Raw genomic sequence first — 20,816 nt, forward strand, 5'->3', positions numbered from 1 at the left:
CACCGGGTTCGCCATGATCCCGGAGACTTGTGGTACACGGGTGTACATCAGCACTCCGTGATCATGAAAAACCGTTGGTGTCGGGGCCAGTTGCGCATGATCGCGGAGACTTCCGGTCGCCGCGCCGCGCTCGCACCGCGCCGCGCTCGCACCGCACCGCGCTCGCACCGCACCGCACCGCGCCGCGCTCGCACCGCACCGCGCCACATGGCGTGCAGCACCCGGCGTGTGGCGCGTGATCGCCGATCGGGGCCCGCGGCGCGCAGGGCCGCGCTTCGCGCGAACCCGTCAGCGCAGGGCCGTGTGCGGGATCGCCACCGAGGTCAGGCCCCCGGTTGTCGGGTCGGGGATGTGGCCGCGGCCCGGGCGGCTGCCGGAGCGCAGCAGTCCCGGCGGCACCCGCATGCCGAGCAGGTCGCCCTCGATGGAGCTCTGCGGGGCCAGCAGCACGCCCTGCCGGGAGCGCTTCGCCTCGGCGATCCAGCCGCCGAGGGCCTGGGTCAAGGTCTCGGCCGTCCCGGCGTAGGCCAGGCCGATGCCCCGGTCCCGGCCGGTGGCCACCACCTGGCGCAGCACCGGGTCGATCGGGTTGGCGAAGCCGAACAGGTCGACGTCGTCGGCCACGATCACCAGCGGAGCGCTGGCCCGCTCGATCGCGGCGGTCAGCTGTGCCGGGTCCGGGGTCGAGCCGTCGATCACCTGGACGTTGGTGTGCATCGCCAGCCGGCGCAGCGGCGACTCGCGCGGGGTCAGCACGACCAGCTTGGTGTCCGCGGCCAGCAGCGAGACCGCCAGCGTGGCCAGGGTGTTGCTGCGCCCGGAGCCGGGCGGGCCGGCGACCAGGAAGGTGCTCTGCTGGCCGGCGAAGTCCACGATCACCGGGGCGGCCGCGTCGCCGCCGAGGCCGAGCAGGGCGTGCAGCGGCCGCCGCTCCTCCTGTGGTACCTGGCCGAAAGCGTCGGCGAAGGTGACCGACCCGGGCAGGCCGGCCACCGGGAACGGGCGGCGGGCGGCGGGCACCGCGCCGTCGCGGACGGTCGCCTTCGTCGCGATCCGGCGCAGCGCCTCGACCTGTGCGGGGCCGGACGGGTCCGGGTCGAGCAGGGCCACCTGCAGCTCGGCCCGGTCCACCGAGCTCCAGCCCCGGCCGGGCGGCACCACCTCGGGCACCCGGCGCGGGCTGACGCCGACCGACGTGTAGTCGGTGCGGTCGGTCATCCGCAGCAGGACGCGGTTGTCGTTGAGGCCGGCGGCGCGGCCGGAGAGCAGGCCGCGCTCGGAGGTCATGATCAGGTGCAGGCCGGCCGCCGGGCCCTCGCGGAGCAGGCCGAGGATCTGCTCGTAGAGCTTGCCGCCGTCGTGCTCGGTGAGGATCGGGGCGAGGGAGTCCCAGCCGTCGACCATCATGATGAGGTGGGCCGGGCGCTCGGCGGCGGGCAGCGCGACCCGCAGCTCGTCGAGTCCGGCGCAGGAGTACCGGCTGAGCAGCTCGTGGCGGCGCGACGCCTCGGTGCGCAGCCGGCCGATGAGCCGCTCGAGCCGCTCCATGTCGGCGCGCGGCACCACGGCCCCGCAGTGCGGCAGCTCGCTGAGCACCGCCATCGCGCCGCCGGCCGCGTCGACCGCGTAAATGTGCACGTCGGCGCAGGACAGCGTGCGGGCCAGCGAGCCGGCCAGCGTGCGCAGCAGCTGGGAGCGGCCGGAGCGGGACGAGCCGAGCACGTAGAGGTGGCCGAGGCTGGCCAGGTCGAGCAGGCGCACGGCCTGGGTCTGCTGCTCGGGCAGGTCGGCCCGCGCCCACGGCACCGGCCGCAGGCCCCGCCCGGTGTTCGCCGGCATCGCGAGGTCGTCGAGCAGCACGATCGGGGTGAGCGCGGGCAGCCAGGGGCTCGGCTGCGGCTCGCACCCCAGCTCCCGGGCGGCCTCGTCGATCGCGTCGACGAGCACGTCGAGGTCGGTGGCGGCGAGCTCGTCGGTGTCGTCGGTCTCGATCGCCTCGATCGGCGGCGGCAGCGCCCGGCCCAGCCGCGACCAGGGCAGCTCTATCGCGGACACCGGGGCCACCGGCCGGGTGCCCTCGTCGCCGTCGTCGTTGCCCTGGTGCACGGCCCCGACGTACGCCGTCTGGAACGGCAGCGTCGAGCGGTGCGCCAGCCGGGCCAGCGCGCGGCCGGGCGTGGACACCGGGATCACCGCCGCGTCCGGCACGTCGATGACGTCGCTGCTCTCCATCGGGTCGGTCACCCGCAGCGCGATGCGCAGGCTCGTGTTCGCCCGGATGTCGCTGGTCACCACGCCGCCGGGGCGCTGGGTGGCGAGGATCAGGTGGATGCCGAGCGACCGGCCCCGCTGCGCGATGCTGACCAGGCCCGGGATGAAGTCGGGCACCTCGCGGGCCAGCGTGGCGAACTCGTCGATGACCAGCACCAGCCGCGGCACGGCCGGCAGCTCCGGGTCGCGCTGGCGCATCACCCGGTAGCGCACCAGGTCCTTGGCCGCGACCCGGGCCAGGATCTCCTCGCGCCGGCGCAGCTCCGCGCTGAGCGACTCGAGCGCGCGGGTGACCAGCGCGCTGTCGAGGTCGGTGACCATGCCGAGGGTGTGCGGCAGCCGCACGCAGCTGTGGAAGGCGCTGCCGCCCTTGTAGTCCACGAGCACGAAGGTGAGCTCGTCCGGCCGGTTCGCCGCGGCCAGCGACACCACCAGGGTCTGCAGCAGTTCCGACTTGCCGGCGCCGGTGGTACCGGCGATCAGGCTGTGCGGGCCGTCCCGGACCAGGTCGAGCGCGACGGGGCCGTCGAAGCCGGCGCCGATCACGAACGCGGTCGAGGCGGGCTGCGCGATCCAGCGGGCGACCAGGGCGGCCGGGTCGGGCGGGTCGGCGTCGAGCAGCGGCAGCAGCCGGACGCTGTCGGGCAGCCCGGCGGTCTCGTCCGGGGTGACGTCGCGCAGCGGGGCCATCGCCCGGGCGATCCGGTCGCACCACTCGGGCGTGACGGCGTCGGGGCGCACGCCGGCCGCCTCCGGCACCGCGGTCTGCCGGACGGTCAGCCCGTCCACGTCCGCGCGGACCACCGCCGTGCACTCCTCGGGCAGCAGCCGCTCCTCGGCGTCGAGGCAGATCGCGAAGACCCGCACGTGCGGGCCCTCGGTGAGCACCTGGACCATGCCGGGCACGTCGCGCAGCCGGCGGGCGCCGTCGACCACGAGCAGCACGTCGGGCTCGACGAACATGGCCTGGCCGAGCTGCGAGCCACGGGCCTTGGTGCGCGCGGTGATCAGCGCGACCAGCTCGGCGACGCGGTTCGCCACGGTCTCCGGGTCGTTGCCGATCAGCGTGTACGGCCGCGCCCCTCCGTCGGCGGGCGGCCGGGTGTGCGGCAGCCAGCGGATCCACTCCCAGCGCTCCTGCCCGGCGACCTCGGTGAGCACGTGGACGCGCAGGTCCCGCGGGCTGTGCAGGGCGGCCGCCTGGGCGATCAGCCAGCGCGCCACCGCGTAGCGGGTCTCCTGCTCGCCGGCCAGCCCGATCACGCCGCGGTCGACCAGGTCGAGGGTCAGCGGCGCGTCGGCGACGGTCCAGCGGATCTGGCGCTCGCCCTCGGGCTGGGCCGGGTCCTCGAGCTCGATGAGCGACGGCTGGTCGATCGTCCCGACCCGCAGGACGAGGTGGTCGGGATCGCGCCGGCGCCGCTCCCACAGCCGCCGGCCCGGGCCGACCGTGGTCAGGAAGACGGTCGCCGGGTCGGGCGAGGCCTCGCACCGGGCGAGCCGCTCGCCATCCATCGAGGCGGCCACCTCGGCGATCATCGTCGCCCGCCGCTGCTGGTACTCGGCCAGGTCGGCGCGGTACTTCTTGCGCCCGCTGCGCCGGTCCGTGATCCAGTTGGAGATCGCCAGGATCGGGCTGAACACCATGATGATCAGGTAGAACAGCGAGTGGAAGAAGAGCACGAACGCCAGGCCCATCACCATCGGCGAGAGCGTCACCAGGATCGGGATCGGGCGGCGGGTCGGCTTGAGCGGCGGCTGCGGCAGCCGCCGGCGGGAGAACAGCAGCGGTGGCACGATCCGCGGCGGCCGGTTGAAGTCCAGCATCGGCACGTCGACGGCCGGGGTGACCGCCGCGTCGGGCTCGTCGCGGGCCACCAGCCGCAGCAGGCTGCCGCCGACGGCCAGGTCTACGCCGGGCGGCCAGCGGCGCGCGTCGTCGCGGCGGTCCTCGTCGGCCACGGCCACGTCGGCGTCGTCGGGCGGCCGGGCCACGGCCAGCCGGAGCCGCCCGTCGCGGCCGGCGGTCACCCACGCCTGGCCCTGCTCGTCGATGGTCAGCCGGGCGCCGTGCGACGGCATGCCGGGGCCGCCCGGGTCGATCGCGGCGCCCGGGGCCGAGCCGATGTCGTGGGTGCCGAGGCCGACCGGCCAGATCCGGCCCGCGGCCGGGCCGCCGACCGCGTGCACCTCGAGCCAGTGCCGGCGGGCGTCGCCGGGCAGTGCGCGCACGGGGGTCTGCGGGACCGGCGAGCCGACGCCGACGCGAACGCCGGCGAAGAGGCCCGCCTCCCGGATCGTCCGGGTCGTGTCGAGGGGCGCGCCGTCGAGATACCACACCCCGGCGTCCTCGCCGAGCGTGGACACCTTGTCGCCGAGCGCGCCGACCGGCGTGTCGACCGCGACGTCGGCCGCCACGTCGCGGCCGGACTCCGCGGACACCAGGGTCAGCAGGGTACGCATCAGTTGTCTCCGGGCCGGGCGGTCGGGCTGTCGGTGGCGGCGGTGCCGTCCGCGGCGCCGGAGCGGGCCATCGACCGGTTCTGGCCGGGGTCCTGCTCGATGAGGTCGTCGCTGACGAACGCCGACGGCTCGCCGGGTGCCAGCGGCTCCGGCGTGGTCGAGCGGGGCCGGCCGATCAGCGCCGCGGCGCCCACCGGCGCGGCCGGGCGGGCCGGCGGCGCGGGCCGGGCACCCTGGCCGCCGCCGCCCCGCGCCCGGCCCAGCAGCGGCCCGCGCGCCCCGGGCGGCCGGACGGGCGCGACCGGCGGCGGCGCGGACGGGTCGATGCCGCCCGGCGGTGCGAGCGGGGGCTCGGGCCCGCCGGGAGCCGGCGGCGGCACGGATCCAGCGGGAACCGGCGGCTCGGATCCGGGGGGAAGCGGCGGCGATCCGGCGGGCGGGTGAGACGGCGGGCGCGGACCTTCGTCGGCCCAGTCGGGGAGCGCGTTCGCGTCGGAGCGGGCGCCGACCGGCTCCGCGACCCGACCCTCGCGGGCGCGCGCCGGCCGCCGGCGCTCGGGGGCCCGGGCCTTGGCGGCGCGCGGGCGCTCGCCGGTCAGCTCCGCGACGCGGCGGTCGTGGGCCAGCTCGATGCCGGAGCGCAGCGGCTCGGCGTCGGCGTCGAGGCCGAGCTCGGCGGCGACGACCCGGCCGGCGGTGGTCACCCGCAGCCGCCAGCGGGAGCTGGGCAGGTAGCCGGCGATGAGCACGACGAGGCCCGGGTCGTGCGCGGTCAGCGCGGCCAGGCGGGCGGCGGCGCCGTCGTCGGCGTCCTCGTCGAGGCGGCCGCAGACCACGACGGTCCGGGCGCCCGGCATCGGGCGCTGCTGCAGCGCCTCCAAAGCGTCCGGCAGCGGCGTCGCACCGGCCGAGGGCAGGATGCCGGGGGCGATGAGCAGCCGGTCGATGATGCCGGCGGCGGCCGCGGTGACGAACTGCGCGGCCATCGCCGAGACGAGGCGGTCCACCCGGCCGGGCGCGCCGTGCACCGAGACGATCCCGGGCGAGCAGGCGAGGTCGAGCAGCACCAGCCGGTCCGCGACAACGCCGACCGCGACCGGCAGCGCCCCGATGCCGGCGGTCCCGGCGGGCGGCCGCTCACCGTCACCGGACGCCGCGGGGGCAGCAGGCGTCTCGGCACCAGCGGGAGCAGCGGCACCAGCGGGAGCAGCGGCACCAGCGGGAGCGGCAGGCGTCTCGGGAGCAGCGGGCGCCCCGGGCTCGGTGAGAGCCGGATCCGGGGGCGCGAGCTCGTGGCCGGGCAGCGGGCCGGTCCACTCGCGGTCGCCGGTGGCCCGCCAGGAGGAGCCGTCGGGCTCCGGCGGCGTTTCCCGGCCGGCGATCCGCAGGGTCAGCTCGTCCGGCCCGACGAGCACGAGATACGGCCAGCACTCGTCGCGCTCGGCGAGCGCCGTGCGGGCCGAGGCGAGCCCCGCCCGGGCGGCGGCGATCGGATCGGGGCCGCCGAAGCGGGCCGCGACCACTTGGACGCCCCGGCGGAAGCGCACGGCGGTGACGATCGGCGCCACCAGGTCGCGGCACAGGCCGACGAACCGGCGCCGGGCCCGCCCGATCGTGCGGCGCAGGCCGTAGCGCCGGTCGAACCAGCGCAGCACCACGATGACCAGGACCAGCAGTTCCAGCAGGGCCAGGCCGATCAGCAGCTCCTGCCGATGGGCCTCCAGATAGCGGCCCATACTGGCCCAGGAAGGCAGGTTCAACCGCCACCCCTCCTCAGACCGAGGCCGTCTCGGACCGCCGTGCCCCGGTCCAGGCCTACGGCGATGCTATCGGCGGGCGATGGCGCGCCCGCCGATCGCACAAACCCATACGCGGGCGCAAATGCGCTGCTCGCCGCCATGGTCGGCAGATCGGTGGCGGGAGCCGGGGCCGGTGGAGGCGATCCCCTGCCATCGCATGAATTTTCCATGACGAGTTCGTATATCCGGCCGGTTCATCGATCCTTCATCCGGATCATCGGAGTTCGTCATCCGCCAATGCGTACCGCGACATTCCGATCCGGTAGCGTGCCCCGCCGCACGGTTCGGCCGTACGAAGGGATCAGCGCGTGGCGTTCGCGGCGGCCGTGGCGGCCTGGTTGCTCGCACTCCTGGTTGTCGTGCTGCTGGTCGTGTTCGCCGCACGGCTGGTTCGCCGGTCCCGGCGCGCCCGCGAGCGGCGCGCCCAGGTGACCGACAACCACGACGACCCGTTCCGCACCGCGGCCGGCACCGCGCCGGCCGAGGCCGACCGGCCGATCAGCACCGCGGTCGAGCGCTTCGCCCGGATGCGGCTGCCGGCCCGCCGCCGCGTGCGCCGCAACGCTTTGCTCGCCCTCGGCGTCGTGCTGCTGCTCGCGATCGGCGCCGGCACGGCGATCGCCGCGCGGCGCGGGCCCGCGCCGAAGCCGGCGGCCCGGCCGAGCGCATCGCCGAGCTGTTCCGCGCCGCGGCTGCGGGTGGCCGCGGCTCCCGAGATCGCCCCGGTGGTCCGGGCCGCCGCGCGCGGCCTCGACGGCGGCGCCGGTTGCGCCGTCGAGGTCACCGCCGAGGAGCCGGCCGTCACCGCGAAGGCCCGGCCGGCGCCCGACGTATGGATCCCCTCCAGCAGCGCCTGGCTGTCCATCGCGGCGGTGGACGGCGCGCAGTACGACGTCGACGGCCCGCCGCTGGCCCACTCCCCGATCGTGCTGGCCGCGCCGGCGGCGATGGCGGAGTCGTACAGCAAGGACGGCCGGACCTCGTGGGCCGCCCTCGTCGACGGCGCCGCCAAGCACCGCATCCCCGCGGTCGCCATGCCCGACCCGCTGCGCAGCACGGTCGGGCTGCTCAGCGTCTACGCGGTCAACGCGGCGATGGCGCAGACCACGCCGGACGCCGGCATCGCCCAGCTGCGGGCGCTGACCCTGCGCAGCCGGCTCAAGGACGCCGCCGCCGACACCGCCGCCCTGCTCGGCGGCGACGCGGACGAGGCCGGCGCGGTGGTCTTCCCGGTCACCGAGCAGCAGCTCACCGAGTACCGCCGCGGCGGCCACCCGGCCGGCCTCGTCGGCGCGCTGCCGGCCGACGGCGTCGTCGAGGCCGACTACCCCTACGCCGTGGCGCGGTCCGGCCCGGACCGGGACCTCGCGGCCCGGCTGCGCGCGGCGATCGGGGCCGCCGCGCTGACCGACGCCGGCTTCCGCACCGATGCGACGCCCGGCGCGCTGCCCCTGCCGGACCGGCCCGACCGGCTGCTCGGCCCGGCGCTGCAGTGGTCGCAGTACCGGACCCTGACCTTCCAGGTCCTGGTGATGATCGACGCGTCCGGGTCGATGAACGCGTCCGTCACCGACCGGGCCGGGCACACCACGACCAAGGCGGCGCTGCTGCGGGAGTCGGGGGCGAGCGCCGCGCAGCTGTTCGGCGAGGACACCAGCGTCGGCATGTGGTTCTTCTCCACGCCGTCGCCGAGCAGCCCCGCGCACGCGGAGGCGCTGCCGTTCGGCCCGCTCGCCGAGCCGGTCGGCGGCCGGTCGCGGCGCGACGCCCTCGCCGAGACCATCGCGGCCTACAAGCCCGACGACGACGCCGGCACCCCGCTGTACCAGACGGTGCTCGACGGTGAGGCGGCGATGCGCGCGCGGGCCAAGGACGGCGCGGTGACCCTGGTGGTGGTGCTCACCGACGGCCGCGACCGGCAGTCCCGGTTCTCGATGTCCAACGAGGAGTTCATGAGCCGGCTCAGCGCCGGCCGCGACCCGAACCGCCCGGTGCCCATCATCGCGGTCGGCTACGGCGCGGACGCCGACATGGGCGCCCTGAACGCGATGGCGGCGGCCACCGGCGGCAAGGCGGTCGCGGCGACGGTACCCGCCGACGTCTCCTCGGCCATCGCCCAGGCCTTCCTGGCGGCACACGCGCCCGCCTGAGCCGTCAGCCGGTCAGCACGCCCAAGGGTTCCACGCCGACCGGGATGTCCTGCACGCGGCGGCCCCGCAGCGCCGCTTCCCAGGCCCGGGCCTCGGCGGGGTTGACGTGGCTGCGCACCAGCCAGATCCGGCCGCCGGCGGCCAGCCGGTCGGCCTCGGCGACGCAGCGCGACACGGCGGCGGGGTCGCGGTCGTCGCAGATCACGATCCGCTCGCCCGGCGGGTAGGCGACGTGCCAGCCGGTGGCCATCTCCCCGCCGCGGACGAACTCCGGGCGGCCGAGCGGCCAGTAGTACGCGAACCCGTACTGCCCGGAGAGGTTCACCAGCACCACGTCGCCCGGCGCGCGGTGCGCGGCCACGTAGGCGGTCTGGGACCGCACGTCCTCGGCGGCGTTGCCGGGCGGCGGCGGGTGCAGCAGGACGCCGCGGTTGGCGAAGGCGTACCCGGCCAGCGCGAGCGCCGGCATCCCGGCGGTCACCGCGGGCGGGAACCGGCGGGCGGCGGCCCGGACCGCGGCGAAGAGGCCGAGCGCGGCCGCGGCGGCGCCGCAGACGAGCAGGAAGTGCGAGGTGCGCTGGTCGAGCAGCGGGTACAGCCGGGCCACCCCGGCGCCCGCGGCGACGAGCGGCAGCAGCACCAGGGCCACCGCCGACCCGGGCCGCCCGAGCCGGGCCAGGGCGGCCACGCCGAGCACCGCCAGGACCACGAACACCGGCCACGGCGCGCCGAGGGCCGGCTCCAGTTCGTCGAGCCGCATCACGAGGTACCGCGGCAGCTCCCCGACCGGCGGGAAGTAGCCCGCCCAGTACTCGTCGAGCGCCGCCGTGCGGCCCGTGCGGTCGGCGAACCCGACCACCGCGGCCGCGCCCAGGCCGGCGCCGAGGCCGGCGATCAGCACGTCGCGCAGCCGCCGCCACCGGCGGGTGACGGCCGGGACGAGCGCCAGGCCGCCGAAGACCGCCGCGCCGGCGAACACGGCCGTGTGGCTCAGCAGCGTGCCGGGCACGAGGGCGGCGGCGAGCCCGGCGAGGCGCCCGCGCGACCAGGTCGCCTCCGCCCGCGCGCCGAGCATGAGCAGGAGCAGGGCCACCGCGGCCTCGGCGGTGTAGGGCTTCAGGTCGTGCCGCAGCACCTGGGCCGGCACCAGCAGCACGCCCGCGGCGGTGCACAGCCCGGCGGCGACGGCGGTGCGCCGGTCCGGCCACCGCAGCGACCGGCCGAACGCGTACCCGGCCAGGACCGACAGCGCCAGGAACACCAGCACCAGCAGCCGGTCGGCCTGGCCCCGGGCGGGCAGCGCCCAGATCAGCGCCGTCCAGCCCGGCGGGCTCGACGCGCCGACCCACCACAGGTCGCGCCCGGGCGCACCGGCGGCCAGCGCCACCCACGCCTCGTCCAGCCAGTACGGCGCGTGCAGCGCCGGGCCGGGGCGGTGCACCAGCGGTACCGCCGCCAGACAGACCACGGCGGCGAGAACGTCGGGCCACCGGTGCTCAAGCGTCCGCGCCATCGCCCGGCCCGGCCGCCGGCTCGTAGTCCGGCACCCGGCCGGGCCGGGGTGGAAGCCGGCGATGACGGGATTGGTGTGGTGCGGGCCGTCGCTCACCCGACGCACGCTACCGCGCGCGCCGGTCACACCCGCACGTAACCGAGCCCGGAAGGGTTGTCGATCAGCAGGTCCGGGGTGTTGACGAGGTCGACGACGGTGCCGAGGTTGCCCTGCTGGGTGCCGTAGGCGCCGACCACGTAGCCGGTCGCGGTCGTCTGCGTGTCGGTGATCCAGGCGCGCTGGCCGAAGACCCGGGTGTTGCTGTCGAGGTTCAGGGCCCGGTGCGTGGCGTGCGTCTTGGCGGTGTTGCGCAAGGTGATGGTGCCGTACTCCACCCGCGCGTTGCCGGTGGCGGTCAGGCCGATCCCGTTGGTGCCGTCGGCGAGGAGCCGATCCAGGGTGCAGGTGCTGGTCTGCAGGTTGAAGCCGCTGCCGGGCGTGTTGCTGACCGCGACGTCCGTCAGCGTGACGGTGCTCTGCGAGACGAACACGCCGTGCTGTCCCGGAGCGTCGACGGTCACGGCCGCGACGCTGACCGTGCCGGCGCTGCTCACCCGCACGCCCGAGCTGGATCCGCCGGCGCCGCCCACCACCACGCCGCCGGCGACGACCCGCGCCCGTTCGAAGCACACGTCGGTCGGGGTACGGGTACTCCAGGACGACTCGAATGCGCAGTAGAGCCCGTGCCCGGCGGTGGTGTCGATCCGGGCGTCGCGGACGGTGACCCCGCTCTGCCCCACGACGGACACGCCCCGCGACTTCGACCGGGTCACGCTGATGTTGGTGGCCAGCCCGCCCGTGTTCGCCGGCCCGCTGGCGTAGTTGACGAACGCGACCCCGTCGTCGCCGGTGTCGGTGGTGGTGATCTGGTCGGCCCGCGGGTCCTGGCAGTTCTTGAAATGCAGGCCGTCGGCCATGGTGTTGGCGATGCGGGTGCGCACGACGGTGGGTCGCACGCAGTGCTGGAAGAACAGGCCGGCGGCGGCCGAACCGTCGATGGCGGCGTTCTCGACGTAGGTGTCGGTGGTGGAGAGGAAGCTGACGCACTCCTCGGCGTTGACCCGGCCGGTGGGCGCGGTGGCGAAGGCGGTGGTGAGGCCGTAGAGCCGCGCGCCCGTCCCGCCGTCGAAGATCAGGCCTTTGGCGGTGTTGGTGCCGAACACGAACCGCGCGCCGGGCAGCATGACGAGCTCGCCGGCGAAATTGCTGATGACGAGGTACGACGGGCTGTTGGTGTTGTCGACGGGGTAGTCGCCGGGCGGGAAGACCACGCAGACCGCGGAGTTGGACAGCGCGGCGACGAGGCTGGCGCGGTTCGTCGCGGCGCTGTTGGTGGTGGCGATGCCCAGATCCGTCGCCGGCACGAAGCCGGTGCCGGGCGGCGGATCGGCCGAGGCGACACCCGGGGCGGCGAGCGTGGCCAGCGCCGCGGGCACGCCGAGCAACAGCGCCGTGCGACGGTCGACAGCCATGGACGGACTCCCTCCGGTCGGCGAACGAACCCTCAAGGGATACACCAAGACCGATAGGCCGCGCGACCCCGTGCCGGGCGGCGGCTCAGGGTATGGTCAGCGTCACCTTGCCGAAGCGGTCGGGGCTGACGAGGCGCTCGTGGGCCGCCGCCGCCTCGGCCAGGGCGAACGTCGAGTCGATCACGGGGCGCAGCCGCCCGTCGGCGAGCATCGGCAGGAGCTCGGCCACCTCGCGGGCGTCGGCGGCGTGCGCCCCGCGGAAGTCGATCTCGTTGCGGTACAGGCTGTAGAGGGCGATGTCGGCGTGCGGGCCGAGGTGCGACCCCATGCCGATCAGGCGGCCGCCGGGCCGCAGCGCGGTGATGGACTCCTGGATCGTCGCGCCGCCGACCGAGTTGTGCGCGAGGTCGGCGCCGTGGCCGCCGGTCAGCGATCGCACGGCGGCGCCGAACTCGGGGACCCGCCGGTAGTTCACGACGTCGTGCGCGCCGATCGCGATCAGCCGGTCGCGCTTGTCGTCGGTGCCGGTGGTGGCGATGACGTGCGCGCCCAGGGCGCGGGCCAGTTGCACGGCGGCGGTGCCGACACCGCTGCCGGCCCCGACGACCAGGACGGTCTCGCCCGGCCGGAGCTGACCGCGGGTGACGAGCATGTGCCAGGCGGTACCGTAGGCCAGGACGCTGGCCGCGGATTCGGCGTAGCTCAGCCGTTGCGGTGCGGCGACGGCGTTGCGGGCGGGGACCGAGATGTATTCGGCGTAGGTGCCGTCGGTGTGCTCGCCGAGGAACTTCAGCTCGCGGCACCGGCTCTGCGCCCCGGCCCGGCAGCCGGCGCAGGATCCGCACGCCAGCATCGGCAGCAGCACGACCCGCTGCCCGGGCTTCAGCCCGGTGACCGCGGCGCCGACCTCGACGACGTCTCCGGCGCCCTCCACGCCGAGGATGATGGGTAGCGGTTTGTGCTCGGCGAAGCGGCCTTCCCGGACGATCACGTCGGCGCGGTTGAGCCCGGCGGCCCGCAGCCGGACCAGCACCTCCCCGCCGGCGACGACGGGTCGCGGCACGTCGGCGATCTCGACGGCGTCCGGGCCGCCGAAGCGGCGCACCACACCGGCCTTCACCGCCGTTCCTGTCCGCCGGCGCGGACCTGCGCCCGCGCGGTGACCCGGCCGCTCAGGTCGCGGACGGAGACCGCCCGGTCCGGCCCGGCCGGGCCGGCCCGCGCGACCAGGCCCTGGTGGTCGAAGAGCGGTGCGAGCAGGCGGTAGTCGATCGCCGTGGCGAGCGCGCCCGTGCCGCGCACGCACTCGGCCATGGCCAGGGCCTGCAGCGGGCCGTGGGTCACCAGCCCCGGGTAGCCCTCGACGTCGCGGGCGTAGTCGCGGTCGTAGTGGATGCGGTGCGCGTTGTAGGTCAGCGCCGAGAACCGGAACAGCAGCGTCGGGTCCACCGGGAGCGACCACTCGCCTGCCTCGATCGGCACCGGTGTGACCGCCTCGGCCTCGGCGGGCGGGCCGGTGGCGACGGCGGCGCGGTACACGACGTCCTGCTCCTCGACGACCTTGACGTCGCCGGCCTGGCTGATGGTGTGGCGCACGACGACGACGGTCAGCGGGCCGGTGCGCCCCTCCTTGCCGGTCGACGACACGACCTCGCTCCGCCGCGTCGCCTCGCGGCCCACGAGCAGCGGACCGAGCCGGGTGACCCGGCCGCCGCCCCACATGCGCCGCCGCCCCGGCGCCGGCGGCGCGGGGATCACGCCGCGGACCGGGTGGCCGTCGGCGCCGAGGTCGGCCTGGCGCGGCCGCTCCAGCAGGTAGACCCAGTGCCACAGCAGGGGCAGCCCGTCGGTGCGCAGGTCCGGCGGGTCGACGCCCAGGAGCCGGGCGAGGGCGACGGCGGGCTCCGGCTGGAGCACCTCGGTGCGCTCGACGACGTCCGATTCCCCGGTCATCCGGCGGCCTCCTCGCGACGCGGGCCGAACTCGGCCCGGATGCTCCCGTTGTGTTCGCCCAGCCGGGGCACCGCCCCCATCACCGGCGCCTGGCCCGCGATCGTGACGGGCGGCAGCATGGCCCGCACGGCGCCGCCCGGCGTGGCGACCTCGCGCCAGCGGTCGCGCGCGGCCAGCTGCGGGTGGGTGGTGAGCTCGGCCGGGCGGCGCAGGCGGGCGCAGGCGATGCCGGCCACGTCGAGCAGCTCGACGACCCGGCCGGCGTCGAGCGTCGCGAACGCCGACTCGATCAGCGGGCCGATGGCGTCGTCGTTGGCGACCCGCTCGGGGTTGCGGGCGAAGCGCGGGTCGTCGACCAGGTCGGGCCGGCCCAGCACCTCCCGGCACAGCCGGGCCCACTCCCGGTCGCTCTGGACGCCCAGGAAGACCCGGTTGCCGTCGCCGGTCCGGTAGGGGCCGTAGGGCGCGATGGACGCGTGCTTCGGGCCGGTCCGGCGGGTCTCGATCCCGCCGTAGACGGCGTGGTACGCCGGTTGTGTCATCCACTCGCCGAGCGCGTCGATCATCGCGACCTCGACGGTCGCCCCGACGCCGCGGGTGGCCCGCTGGAGCAGGGCGGTCAGGATGCCCGAGTAGGCGTACATCCCGGTGGCGATGTCGGCGACGGAGATGCCGGCCTTGCACGGCTCGTCCGGGGTGCCGGTGGCCATGACCAGCCCGGTCTCGCACTGGATCAGCAGGTCGTAGGCCTTGCGGCCGCGGTACGGCCCGTCCGGGCCGTAGCCGGAGATCGAGCAGTGGATGAGCTCCGGCCGGCGGCCCCGCAGCGTGCCGGCGTCCAGGCCGGCGCGCTCGGCCGCGCCGGGCACCAGGTTCTGCACGAACACGTCCGCCGCGTCGACGAGCCGGTCGAGCAGCGCCCGGTCCGCGGCGTCCTTGAGGTCCAGCTCGACGCTCTCCTTGCCGCGGTTGAGCCAGACGAAGTAGCTGGACTCCCCCAGCACGGTGCGGTCGTAGTGGCGGGCCAGGTCGCCGGCGCCGGGCCGCTCGACCTTGAGCACGCGGGCGCCGAGGTCGGCGAGCTGGCGGGTGGCGAAGGGCGCCGCGACCGCCTGCTCGACGGTGACGACGGTGATGCCTTGGAGGGGATTCATGGGGTACCTCCCTGACGGCCGGCCTGGGCCAGGATCCGGCGGGCCCGCTCCAGGACCGGCTGGTCGACCATCCGCCCCTGGTCGGTGAAGACCCCGCCGCCGTGCCGCAGCGCCTCGGCGAGCACCGCCCTGGCCCACTCCACGTCCGCGCCGCGGGGCGCGAAGACGGCGTTGACCGGTTCGACCTGCGCGGGGTGGATGCACAGCTTGCCGCCGAAGCCCAGGCTCCTGGCCCGGGCCGCGGCGGCCCCGACCGCGGCGGTGTCCCGCAGCTCGACGGTGACGCCGTCGATCGGGGCCGGCAGGGACGCCGCCCGGGAGGCCACGACCAGCGCGCCCCGGGCGAACAGCAGCGCCTCGTCCGTGTGCTCGGCGCCGATGTCGAGCGCGAAGTCGATCGACCCGAACGCCAGCGCGGTCACCGCCGGGCAGGCGGCGATGGCCCCCGCGTCCTGGACCCCCAGCGCGCTCTCCACCAGGGCGACGATCCCCGTGTCGGCCGGCAGCCGCCGGGCGGCCTGGCGCAGCACGGCCGGCCCCTCCGTCTTGGGCACCATCACCCCGCGCAGCCCCCGGCACGGGGCCAGGGCGGCGAGGTCGGCCTCGTGCCACTCGGTGTTCGCGGCGTTGACCCGGACCCAGGCCGTCGCGCCGCCGGCCAGCCAGGCGACGGCCGCATGGCGGGCCGACTCCTTGTCCTCGGGGGCGACCGCGTCCTCGAGGTCGACGACGACCTCGCCGGCGCCGGCGCGGGCCGCCTTGGCGAACCGGTCCGGGCGGCTGCCGGGGACGAACAGCCAGGACGCCGCGACCGGGGCCGTCACGACCCCACCGGGTGGCGCCGGACCAGCTCCCGCACGATGACGTTGCGCTGGATCTCGTTGGTGCCCTCGCCGACGATCATCAGCGGGGCGTCGCGGAAGTACCGTTCGACGTCGAACTCGGTCGAGTAGCCGTATCCGCCGTGGATGCGGACCGCGTCGAGGGCGATCTTCATGGCCGTCTCGGAGGCGAACAGCTTCGCCATGCCGGCCTCCAGGTCGGCCCGCTCGCCGGAGTCGTAGCGGCGGGCGGCGTACTGCACGAGCTGCCGGGCGGCGGTCAGCTGGGTCGCCATGTCCGCGAGGTAGTTGCCGATCGACTGGTGCTTCCAGATCGGCTGCCCGAAGCTCTCGCGCTGCTGGCTGTACCGCAAGGCATCCTCCAGCGCCGCGGCCCCGACGCCGACCGCTCGCGCCGCCACCTGGATGCGGCCGATCTCCAGCCCGCGCATCATCTGCGCGAAGCCGTGCCCCTCCGCGTCGCCGAGCAGCGCGGACCGCGGTACCCGGAAGTCGTCGAAGGACAGCTCGCAGCTCTCGACGCCCTTGTAGCCGAGCTTTGGCAGGTCGCGGGACACCTCGAAGCCCGGTCCGTGCTCGACCAGCAGGATGCTGATGCCGCGGTGCGCCGGCTCGGCCGCGGGGTCGGTGCGGCACAGCAGCGCGACCAGCTGGGACCGGCGCGCGTTCGTGATCCACGTCTTGGACCCGTTGATCACGTACTCGTCGCCCTCCCGGCGCGCCACGGTGCGCATGGCCTGCAGGTCGGACCCGCCGCCGGGCTCGGTGAGCGCCATGGCCGCCCGGATCTCGCCGGTGGCCATCCTCGGCAGGTAGTGGTCCTGCTGCTGCCGGGTGCCGTGGGCGATGAGCAGCTTCGCGACCACGCTGTGCCCGCCCACGGCGCCGGCCAGGCTCATCCAGCCGCGGGCGAGCTCCTCGGTCACCGCCGCGTAGCAGGCCGCGGACACTCCGGCGTCGTTCCACGGCTCGGGGATCGCGAGCCCGTAGATGCCCATCCGCCGCATCTGCTCGATGAGCGCCTCGGGATAGGTGTCGGCGTGCTCCAGCTCCCGCACGACGGGCTTGACCTCGCGGTCGACCCAGTCCCGCACCAGGGCGACGATCGCCGCTTCATCCGCGCTGAACTCGAACATGCCTCCATCTTGCTTTGCGATGACCGCGGCTGTGAAATGCTGATATGTGATGGCCCCACTCGGTTCGCGCATGGCCAGGTAGAGGAATCGATGGACTTCAAGCAGCTCACCGCCCTGGTGACGGTCAGCGACGTCGGCAGCGTCACCAAAGCCGCCCGCCTGCTGCACGTGGTGCAGCCGGCGGTCAGCCGGCACATCCGCTCGCTGGAGGAGGAGGTCGGCGTCGCGCTCTTCGAGCGCACCCGGCAGGGCATGACGCTCACGCCGGCCGGGGAGATCCTGGCCGAGCGGGCGCGGCGCGCGCTGCTGGAGCTGGAGCGGGCCCGGGCCGAAATCCGGCCCGATCGCGCGGCGGTGCAGGGCATCGTGACGGTCGGGCTGCTGGAGAGCACCGTGGAGATCCTGGCGCCGCCGCTGGTGGAGGCGGTCGGGCGGCGGTACCCGGGCGTCGGCCTGCGCCTGCTCAGCGCCTACTCCGGCCACCTGCAGCAGTGGCTGGACGACGGGGACGTCGACATGACCCTGCTGTACAACCTCGCGTCGACGCCGTCGATCTCCGTCACGCCGCTGCTCCATGAGTCGCTGTGGGCGGTCGGGCCGCCCGGCGCGGTGCTCGCCGACGCCGGCGTGCTGACCTGGAGCCACGTCACGAAACAGCCGCTCGTGCTGCCCGTTGCCGGGCACGGGCTGCGGATCCTGGTCGACCAGGCGCTGCACGCCATCGGCGTCGAGCCGGCGGTGGCCTGCCAGACCAACTCGATGCTGTTGCAGAAGCGGCTGGTGGCGTCGGGCAACGGGTGGAGCGTCCTGCCCGCCGCGGGCGTCGCCGAGGACGTGGCGACCGGGCGACTGAGCGGCGGCCCGCTGACCGATCCGGACGTGTCCCGCACCGTCGTGCTCGCCCTGCAGCGGGGCGGCCGGGTGCCGCCCGCGCTGGAGGCCGTCGCGGCCGAGGTCGTCCGGGCGACCCGGCGGCTGGTCGAGACCGGGGCGTGGCCGACGGCGCGCGCCGCCGACCGCCCCGACTGAGCTCACCCGCGGGGCACGGCCCGGCGCCGGGTCCTCGGATCGGTGATGGAGGGCGGCGCGTAGCCCGCGTCGGCGGGGTTCAGCGTGACCCCGGGCGGCACGATCCGGTCGATCGCGTCGAGCAGGTCGTCGTCGAGGGCGATCGACGGCGCGGTGAGCGGCCCGGCGAGCTGGTCCACGGTGCGCGGCCCGATGATCACCGAGGTGACCGCGGGGTGCCGCAGCACCCACGCCAGCGACAGCTCCACCAGGCCGAGGCCGGCCGCGTCGGCGAGGTCGAGCAGTTGCTCGGCCGCCTGCCGCTTGCGCCGGTTGGCGGCCGAGGCCGGGTCGTGCCGGGACGCCATGATGCCGGCCCGGGCCGAGGAGGCGACCTCCGCCCCGCGGCGCCAGCGGCCCGACAGCCACCCGCCGGCGAGGGGGCTCCAGGTCAGCGTGCCCAGCCGGAACTGCTCGACGACCGGCAGCAGCGCCCGTTCGATGCCCCGGGCGAGGATGGAGTACGGCGGCTGTTCGCTCGACGGGGCGACGTGCCCGCCGGCCCGGGCGAGGTACTGCGCCTCCAGGACCTGGTGCGGCTCGAACGTGGAGGTGCCGTAGTACCGGATCTTGCCCTGCCGGACCAGGTCGGACAGCGCGCCCAGGGTCTCGTCCAAATCGGTGTCGGGATCGGGCCGGTGCACCTGGTAGAGGTCGAGGTGGTCGGTGTTGAGCCGGCGCAGGCTGGCCTCGACGGCCCGGTGGATCCAGCGCCGCGAGTTGCCGCGGTCGTTGACGCCGGTGCCGAACTGGCCGTGGAACTTGGAGGCGAGCACGATCCGGTCCCGCCGGCCGCGCAACGCCCGGCCGACGATCTCCTCGGACTCGCCCTGGGAGTAGACGTCGGCGGTGTCGATGACGTTGATGCCCGCGTCGACGGCCGCCGCGATGACGCGCTCGGCCTCGGTACGGTCGGGGTTGAAGTCGGCGCCGAAGTTCATGGCGCCCAGCGTCAGCGGGCTGACCTTGACGCCGGTGCGTCCGAAGGGCCGGAACCAGCCGGCTGTGCCTGCCATTGGGTGGTCTCCTCCACGGTGGTGACGGGGCCCGCGGCCGGCGTCCGCGACAGCGCGGTCAGCACCCGTGCGCGGGCCACGACGCGCCGGACGATCAGGAACGCCGTCGCGACGAGCCCGAAGATGATCGAGCTCCAGCCGCCCGAGGCGCTGAGGCCGTAGGGCAGCAGCACGACGAACGCCGCGCCGACGAGCGGGCCGGCGACGACCGAGTCCTGGCCGGCGATGGCCGCCGCCAGCAGGATGGTCACGCTGGTCCACATCCCGAAGGACTCGGGCGTGATGATGCCGGACTGGAACGACCCGAGCGCCCCGGCGAGGGTGCCGCCGGCGCCGCTGGCGACGACCGCGCCGACGCGCAGCCACCGCACGTCCAGGCCGATCGACTCCGCACCGAGGTCGGAGTCCCGCGCGGCGCGGATCTCGACGCCGGCCCGGGCACGGCCGAACCAGGCGGCGAGCCCCAGCGCGACGACGGCCGCGACCACCGAGACGGTCCACACGTCGCGCGGCGCGCTGAAGCTGCGGCCCCCGGCCGCCAGGGGCGGCAGGACGATGCCGAGCTCGCCGCCGGTCAGCCCGGTCCAGGCGGTCGCGAGCTCCGGGACGGCGAGGGTGAACTGCAGCGTGATGATGCCCAGATAGATGCCGGAGAGGCGGATGATGCTCGTGCCGATGACGGCGCCGAGCAGCATGCCGACGGCGGTCGCCGCGACCAGCGCCACGACCGGCGACGCGCCGGCCCGGCTCACCAGCAGGCCGGCGCAGTAGCCGCCCACCATCATGAAGCCGCCCTGCGCGACGGCCAGCCGCCCGGACAGCCCCGACGCGACGTTCTGCCCGGCCACCGCGATCGCCATCGCCAGGGCCGTCGCGAGGACGAAGACGAGCGACCCGGACAGCCGCAGCGGCAGCACGATCACCAGCAGGAGCGCCGCGGCCGCGACGGCGGCCCCGGCGGCCCGGCGCGCGGCCCGGCTCTGCGGCCGATGCCGGTCCACGGCCGCGGACACCGCCATGAGGGCGCCGATCCAGCGTCCGCCGCCCGCGGCGTCGGACTGGGTCGGCAGCCCGTTGGCGGCCACCAGCGCCTGCCGGCCGAGCAGCCCGGTCGGTCTGATCAGGTACAGCACGGTCAGCAGGGCGAGCGCGGTGAGCGCCTGGTACTGCGGCCCGGCGTAGTAGGAGACCAGCGCGATGATGACCCCGTAGGCGAGGCAGCCGACGACCAGCCCGGCCAGGGTCCCGATGCCGCCGAGGACGACAGCCGTGAACGCCGAGATGAGAAACGTCGTGAGGTGGTTGGGGTCGAGCTGGGCCGAGATGCTGATCGCGACGCCGGCCAGGCCGCCGATGCCGCCCGCCACGGCCCAGGCGAGGCGCTGCAGCGCCGCGACGCCGATCCCGTTCACCGCGGCGATCGCCGGGTCGTCGGCCAGCGCCCGCAGCGCCAGGCCGGTGCGGGTGCGCCGCAGCGCCACCGAGATCGCCGCGACGAGCAGCAGCATGGCCGCCAGGAAGGCGAGTTCGAACCGGCCCACCGTCGCACCGAGGATCGTCACCGTGCCCGACAGCGACGACGGCGCGGCGAGCGCCTTCGCGTTCTGTCCCCACCGCTCGCCGACGATGCCGATGATGGCGAGCGCCGGGCCGAAGGTGGCCATGGTGGTGAGCAGTTCCGGGGCGTCGGCGAGGTACCGCCCCACGACCAGGCCGAGCAGGAGCGACACCGCCGCTCCCACCCCGATCGCGACCAGCCAGCCCAGCCAGATCGACGCACCGTCGTCGACGACCTGCCACGCCGCGTAGGCGGCGAGGGTGGCGATCGCGCCCTGCGCGAAGTTGAGCACGCGGGCGAAGCGGAAGGTCAGCACCACGCCGAGCGAGATCGCGATGTAGAGCCCGCCGGCGAGCAGGCCGCTGACGACGACTACCCACAT

13 protein-coding genes are annotated in these 20,816 nt (G+C 75.6%); 2 read left to right on the top strand and 11 right to left on the bottom strand.

All coding sequences use genetic code 11. The annotated features are described in order from the left end of the window. Nucleotides 1-288: 288 nt before the first annotated feature. Nucleotides 289-4,734 carry an FtsK/SpoIIIE domain-containing protein gene (locus ACQPXD_RS39350; RefSeq protein WP_432827254.1) on the bottom strand — a complete coding sequence of 1,482 codons (4,446 nt, stop codon included), beginning with the start codon at nt 4,732-4,734 and terminating at the stop codon, nt 289-291. After that, nucleotides 4,734-6,494 carry a hypothetical protein gene (locus ACQPXD_RS39355; protein ID WP_432827256.1) on the bottom strand — a complete coding sequence of 587 codons (1,761 nt, stop codon included), beginning with the start codon at nt 6,492-6,494 and terminating at the stop codon, nt 4,734-4,736. Before ACQPXD_RS39355 ends, ACQPXD_RS39350 begins: the two co-directional genes overlap by 1 nt. Before the next feature lie 347 nt (nt 6,495-6,841). On the opposite strand from ACQPXD_RS39355, the gene ACQPXD_RS39360 reads away from it, so the two are divergent. Then, nucleotides 6,842-8,683, top strand: a complete 1,842-nt coding sequence (locus ACQPXD_RS39360) for a substrate-binding domain-containing protein (protein ID WP_432827258.1) — start codon at nt 6,842-6,844, stop codon at nt 8,681-8,683. A gap of 4 nt (nt 8,684-8,687) precedes the next feature. Here the strand turns inward: ACQPXD_RS39360 and ACQPXD_RS39365 are convergent, their stop codons facing one another. From ACQPXD_RS39365 to ACQPXD_RS39395, 7 genes are all read right to left on the bottom strand, one after another. Further along, nucleotides 8,688-10,292: a hypothetical protein gene (locus ACQPXD_RS39365; RefSeq protein ID WP_432827260.1), complete on the bottom strand. Its 1,605-nt coding sequence runs from the start codon at nt 10,290-10,292 to the stop codon at nt 8,688-8,690. A gap of 26 nt (nt 10,293-10,318) precedes the next feature. Then, complete coding sequence (locus tag ACQPXD_RS39370) at nt 10,319-11,707, bottom strand: right-handed parallel beta-helix repeat-containing protein (protein WP_432827262.1); 1,389 nt, start codon at nt 11,705-11,707, stop codon at nt 10,319-10,321. A gap of 85 nt (nt 11,708-11,792) precedes the next feature. Continuing rightward, a complete protein-coding gene (locus ACQPXD_RS39375) occupies nt 11,793-12,827 on the bottom strand; it encodes an alcohol dehydrogenase catalytic domain-containing protein (RefSeq protein ID WP_432827264.1) in 1,035 nt (344 codons plus the stop codon). After that, nucleotides 12,824-13,660 carry an FAS1-like dehydratase domain-containing protein gene (locus ACQPXD_RS39380; RefSeq protein ID WP_432827266.1) on the bottom strand — a complete coding sequence of 279 codons (837 nt, stop codon included), beginning with the start codon at nt 13,658-13,660 and terminating at the stop codon, nt 12,824-12,826. Before ACQPXD_RS39380 ends, ACQPXD_RS39375 begins: the two co-directional genes overlap by 4 nt. Continuing rightward, complete coding sequence (locus tag ACQPXD_RS39385) at nt 13,657-14,814, bottom strand: CaiB/BaiF CoA transferase family protein (RefSeq protein ID WP_432827268.1); 1,158 nt, start codon at nt 14,812-14,814, stop codon at nt 13,657-13,659. The genes ACQPXD_RS39380 and ACQPXD_RS39385 overlap by 4 nt, the downstream gene beginning before the upstream one ends. Continuing rightward, nucleotides 14,811-15,638 (bottom strand): HpcH/HpaI aldolase/citrate lyase family protein, encoded by an 828-nt coding sequence (locus ACQPXD_RS39390; protein ID WP_432827270.1) that lies wholly within the window; start codon nt 15,636-15,638, stop codon nt 14,811-14,813. The genes ACQPXD_RS39385 and ACQPXD_RS39390 overlap by 4 nt, the downstream gene beginning before the upstream one ends. Continuing rightward, nucleotides 15,635-16,792: an acyl-CoA dehydrogenase family protein gene (locus tag ACQPXD_RS39395; RefSeq protein ID WP_432827272.1), complete on the bottom strand. Its 1,158-nt coding sequence runs from the start codon at nt 16,790-16,792 to the stop codon at nt 15,635-15,637. The genes ACQPXD_RS39390 and ACQPXD_RS39395 overlap by 4 nt, the downstream gene beginning before the upstream one ends. Before the next feature lie 90 nt (nt 16,793-16,882). Between ACQPXD_RS39395 and ACQPXD_RS39400 the strand changes: the two genes are divergently transcribed. Further along, nucleotides 16,883-17,821, top strand: coding sequence for a LysR family transcriptional regulator (locus ACQPXD_RS39400; RefSeq protein WP_432827274.1), 939 nt, complete (start codon nt 16,883-16,885; stop codon nt 17,819-17,821). Between the two features lie 2 nt (nt 17,822-17,823). On the opposite strand, the gene ACQPXD_RS39405 is transcribed toward ACQPXD_RS39400, so the two are convergent. Together ACQPXD_RS39405 and ACQPXD_RS39410 are read right to left on the bottom strand one after the other, a co-directional pair. Then, complete coding sequence (locus ACQPXD_RS39405) at nt 17,824-18,876, bottom strand: aldo/keto reductase (protein WP_432827276.1); 1,053 nt, start codon at nt 18,874-18,876, stop codon at nt 17,824-17,826. After that, nucleotides 18,813-20,816, bottom strand: a complete 2,004-nt coding sequence (locus tag ACQPXD_RS39410; protein WP_432827278.1) for an ABC transporter permease — start codon at nt 20,814-20,816, stop codon at nt 18,813-18,815. The genes ACQPXD_RS39405 and ACQPXD_RS39410 overlap by 64 nt, the downstream gene beginning before the upstream one ends.

Source organism: Dactylosporangium sp. CA-092794 (assembly GCF_050948465.1).
Lineage (GTDB): Bacteria > Actinomycetota > Actinomycetes > Mycobacteriales > Micromonosporaceae > Dactylosporangium.

Coding starts and splice junctions, on each gene's coding strand:
- ACQPXD_RS39405 (WP_432827276.1), bottom strand. CDS start 18,876: ATGGCAGGCACAGCCGGCTGGTTCCGGCCCTTCGGACGCACCGGCGTC.
- ACQPXD_RS39385 (WP_432827268.1), bottom strand. CDS start 14,814: ATGAATCCCCTCCAAGGCATCACCGTCGTCACCGTCGAGCAGGCGGTC.
- ACQPXD_RS39370 (WP_432827262.1), bottom strand. CDS start 11,707: ATGGCTGTCGACCGTCGCACGGCGCTGTTGCTCGGCGTGCCCGCGGCG.
- ACQPXD_RS39410 (WP_432827278.1), bottom strand. CDS start 20,816: ATGTGGGTAGTCGTCGTCAGCGGCCTGCTCGCCGGCGGGCTCTACATC.
- ACQPXD_RS39380 (WP_432827266.1), bottom strand. CDS start 13,660: ATGACCGGGGAATCGGACGTCGTCGAGCGCACCGAGGTGCTCCAGCCG.
- ACQPXD_RS39400 (WP_432827274.1), top strand. CDS start 16,883: ATGGACTTCAAGCAGCTCACCGCCCTGGTGACGGTCAGCGACGTCGGC.
- ACQPXD_RS39350 (WP_432827254.1), bottom strand. CDS start 4,734: ATGCGTACCCTGCTGACCCTGGTGTCCGCGGAGTCCGGCCGCGACGTG.
- ACQPXD_RS39395 (WP_432827272.1), bottom strand. CDS start 16,792: ATGTTCGAGTTCAGCGCGGATGAAGCGGCGATCGTCGCCCTGGTGCGG.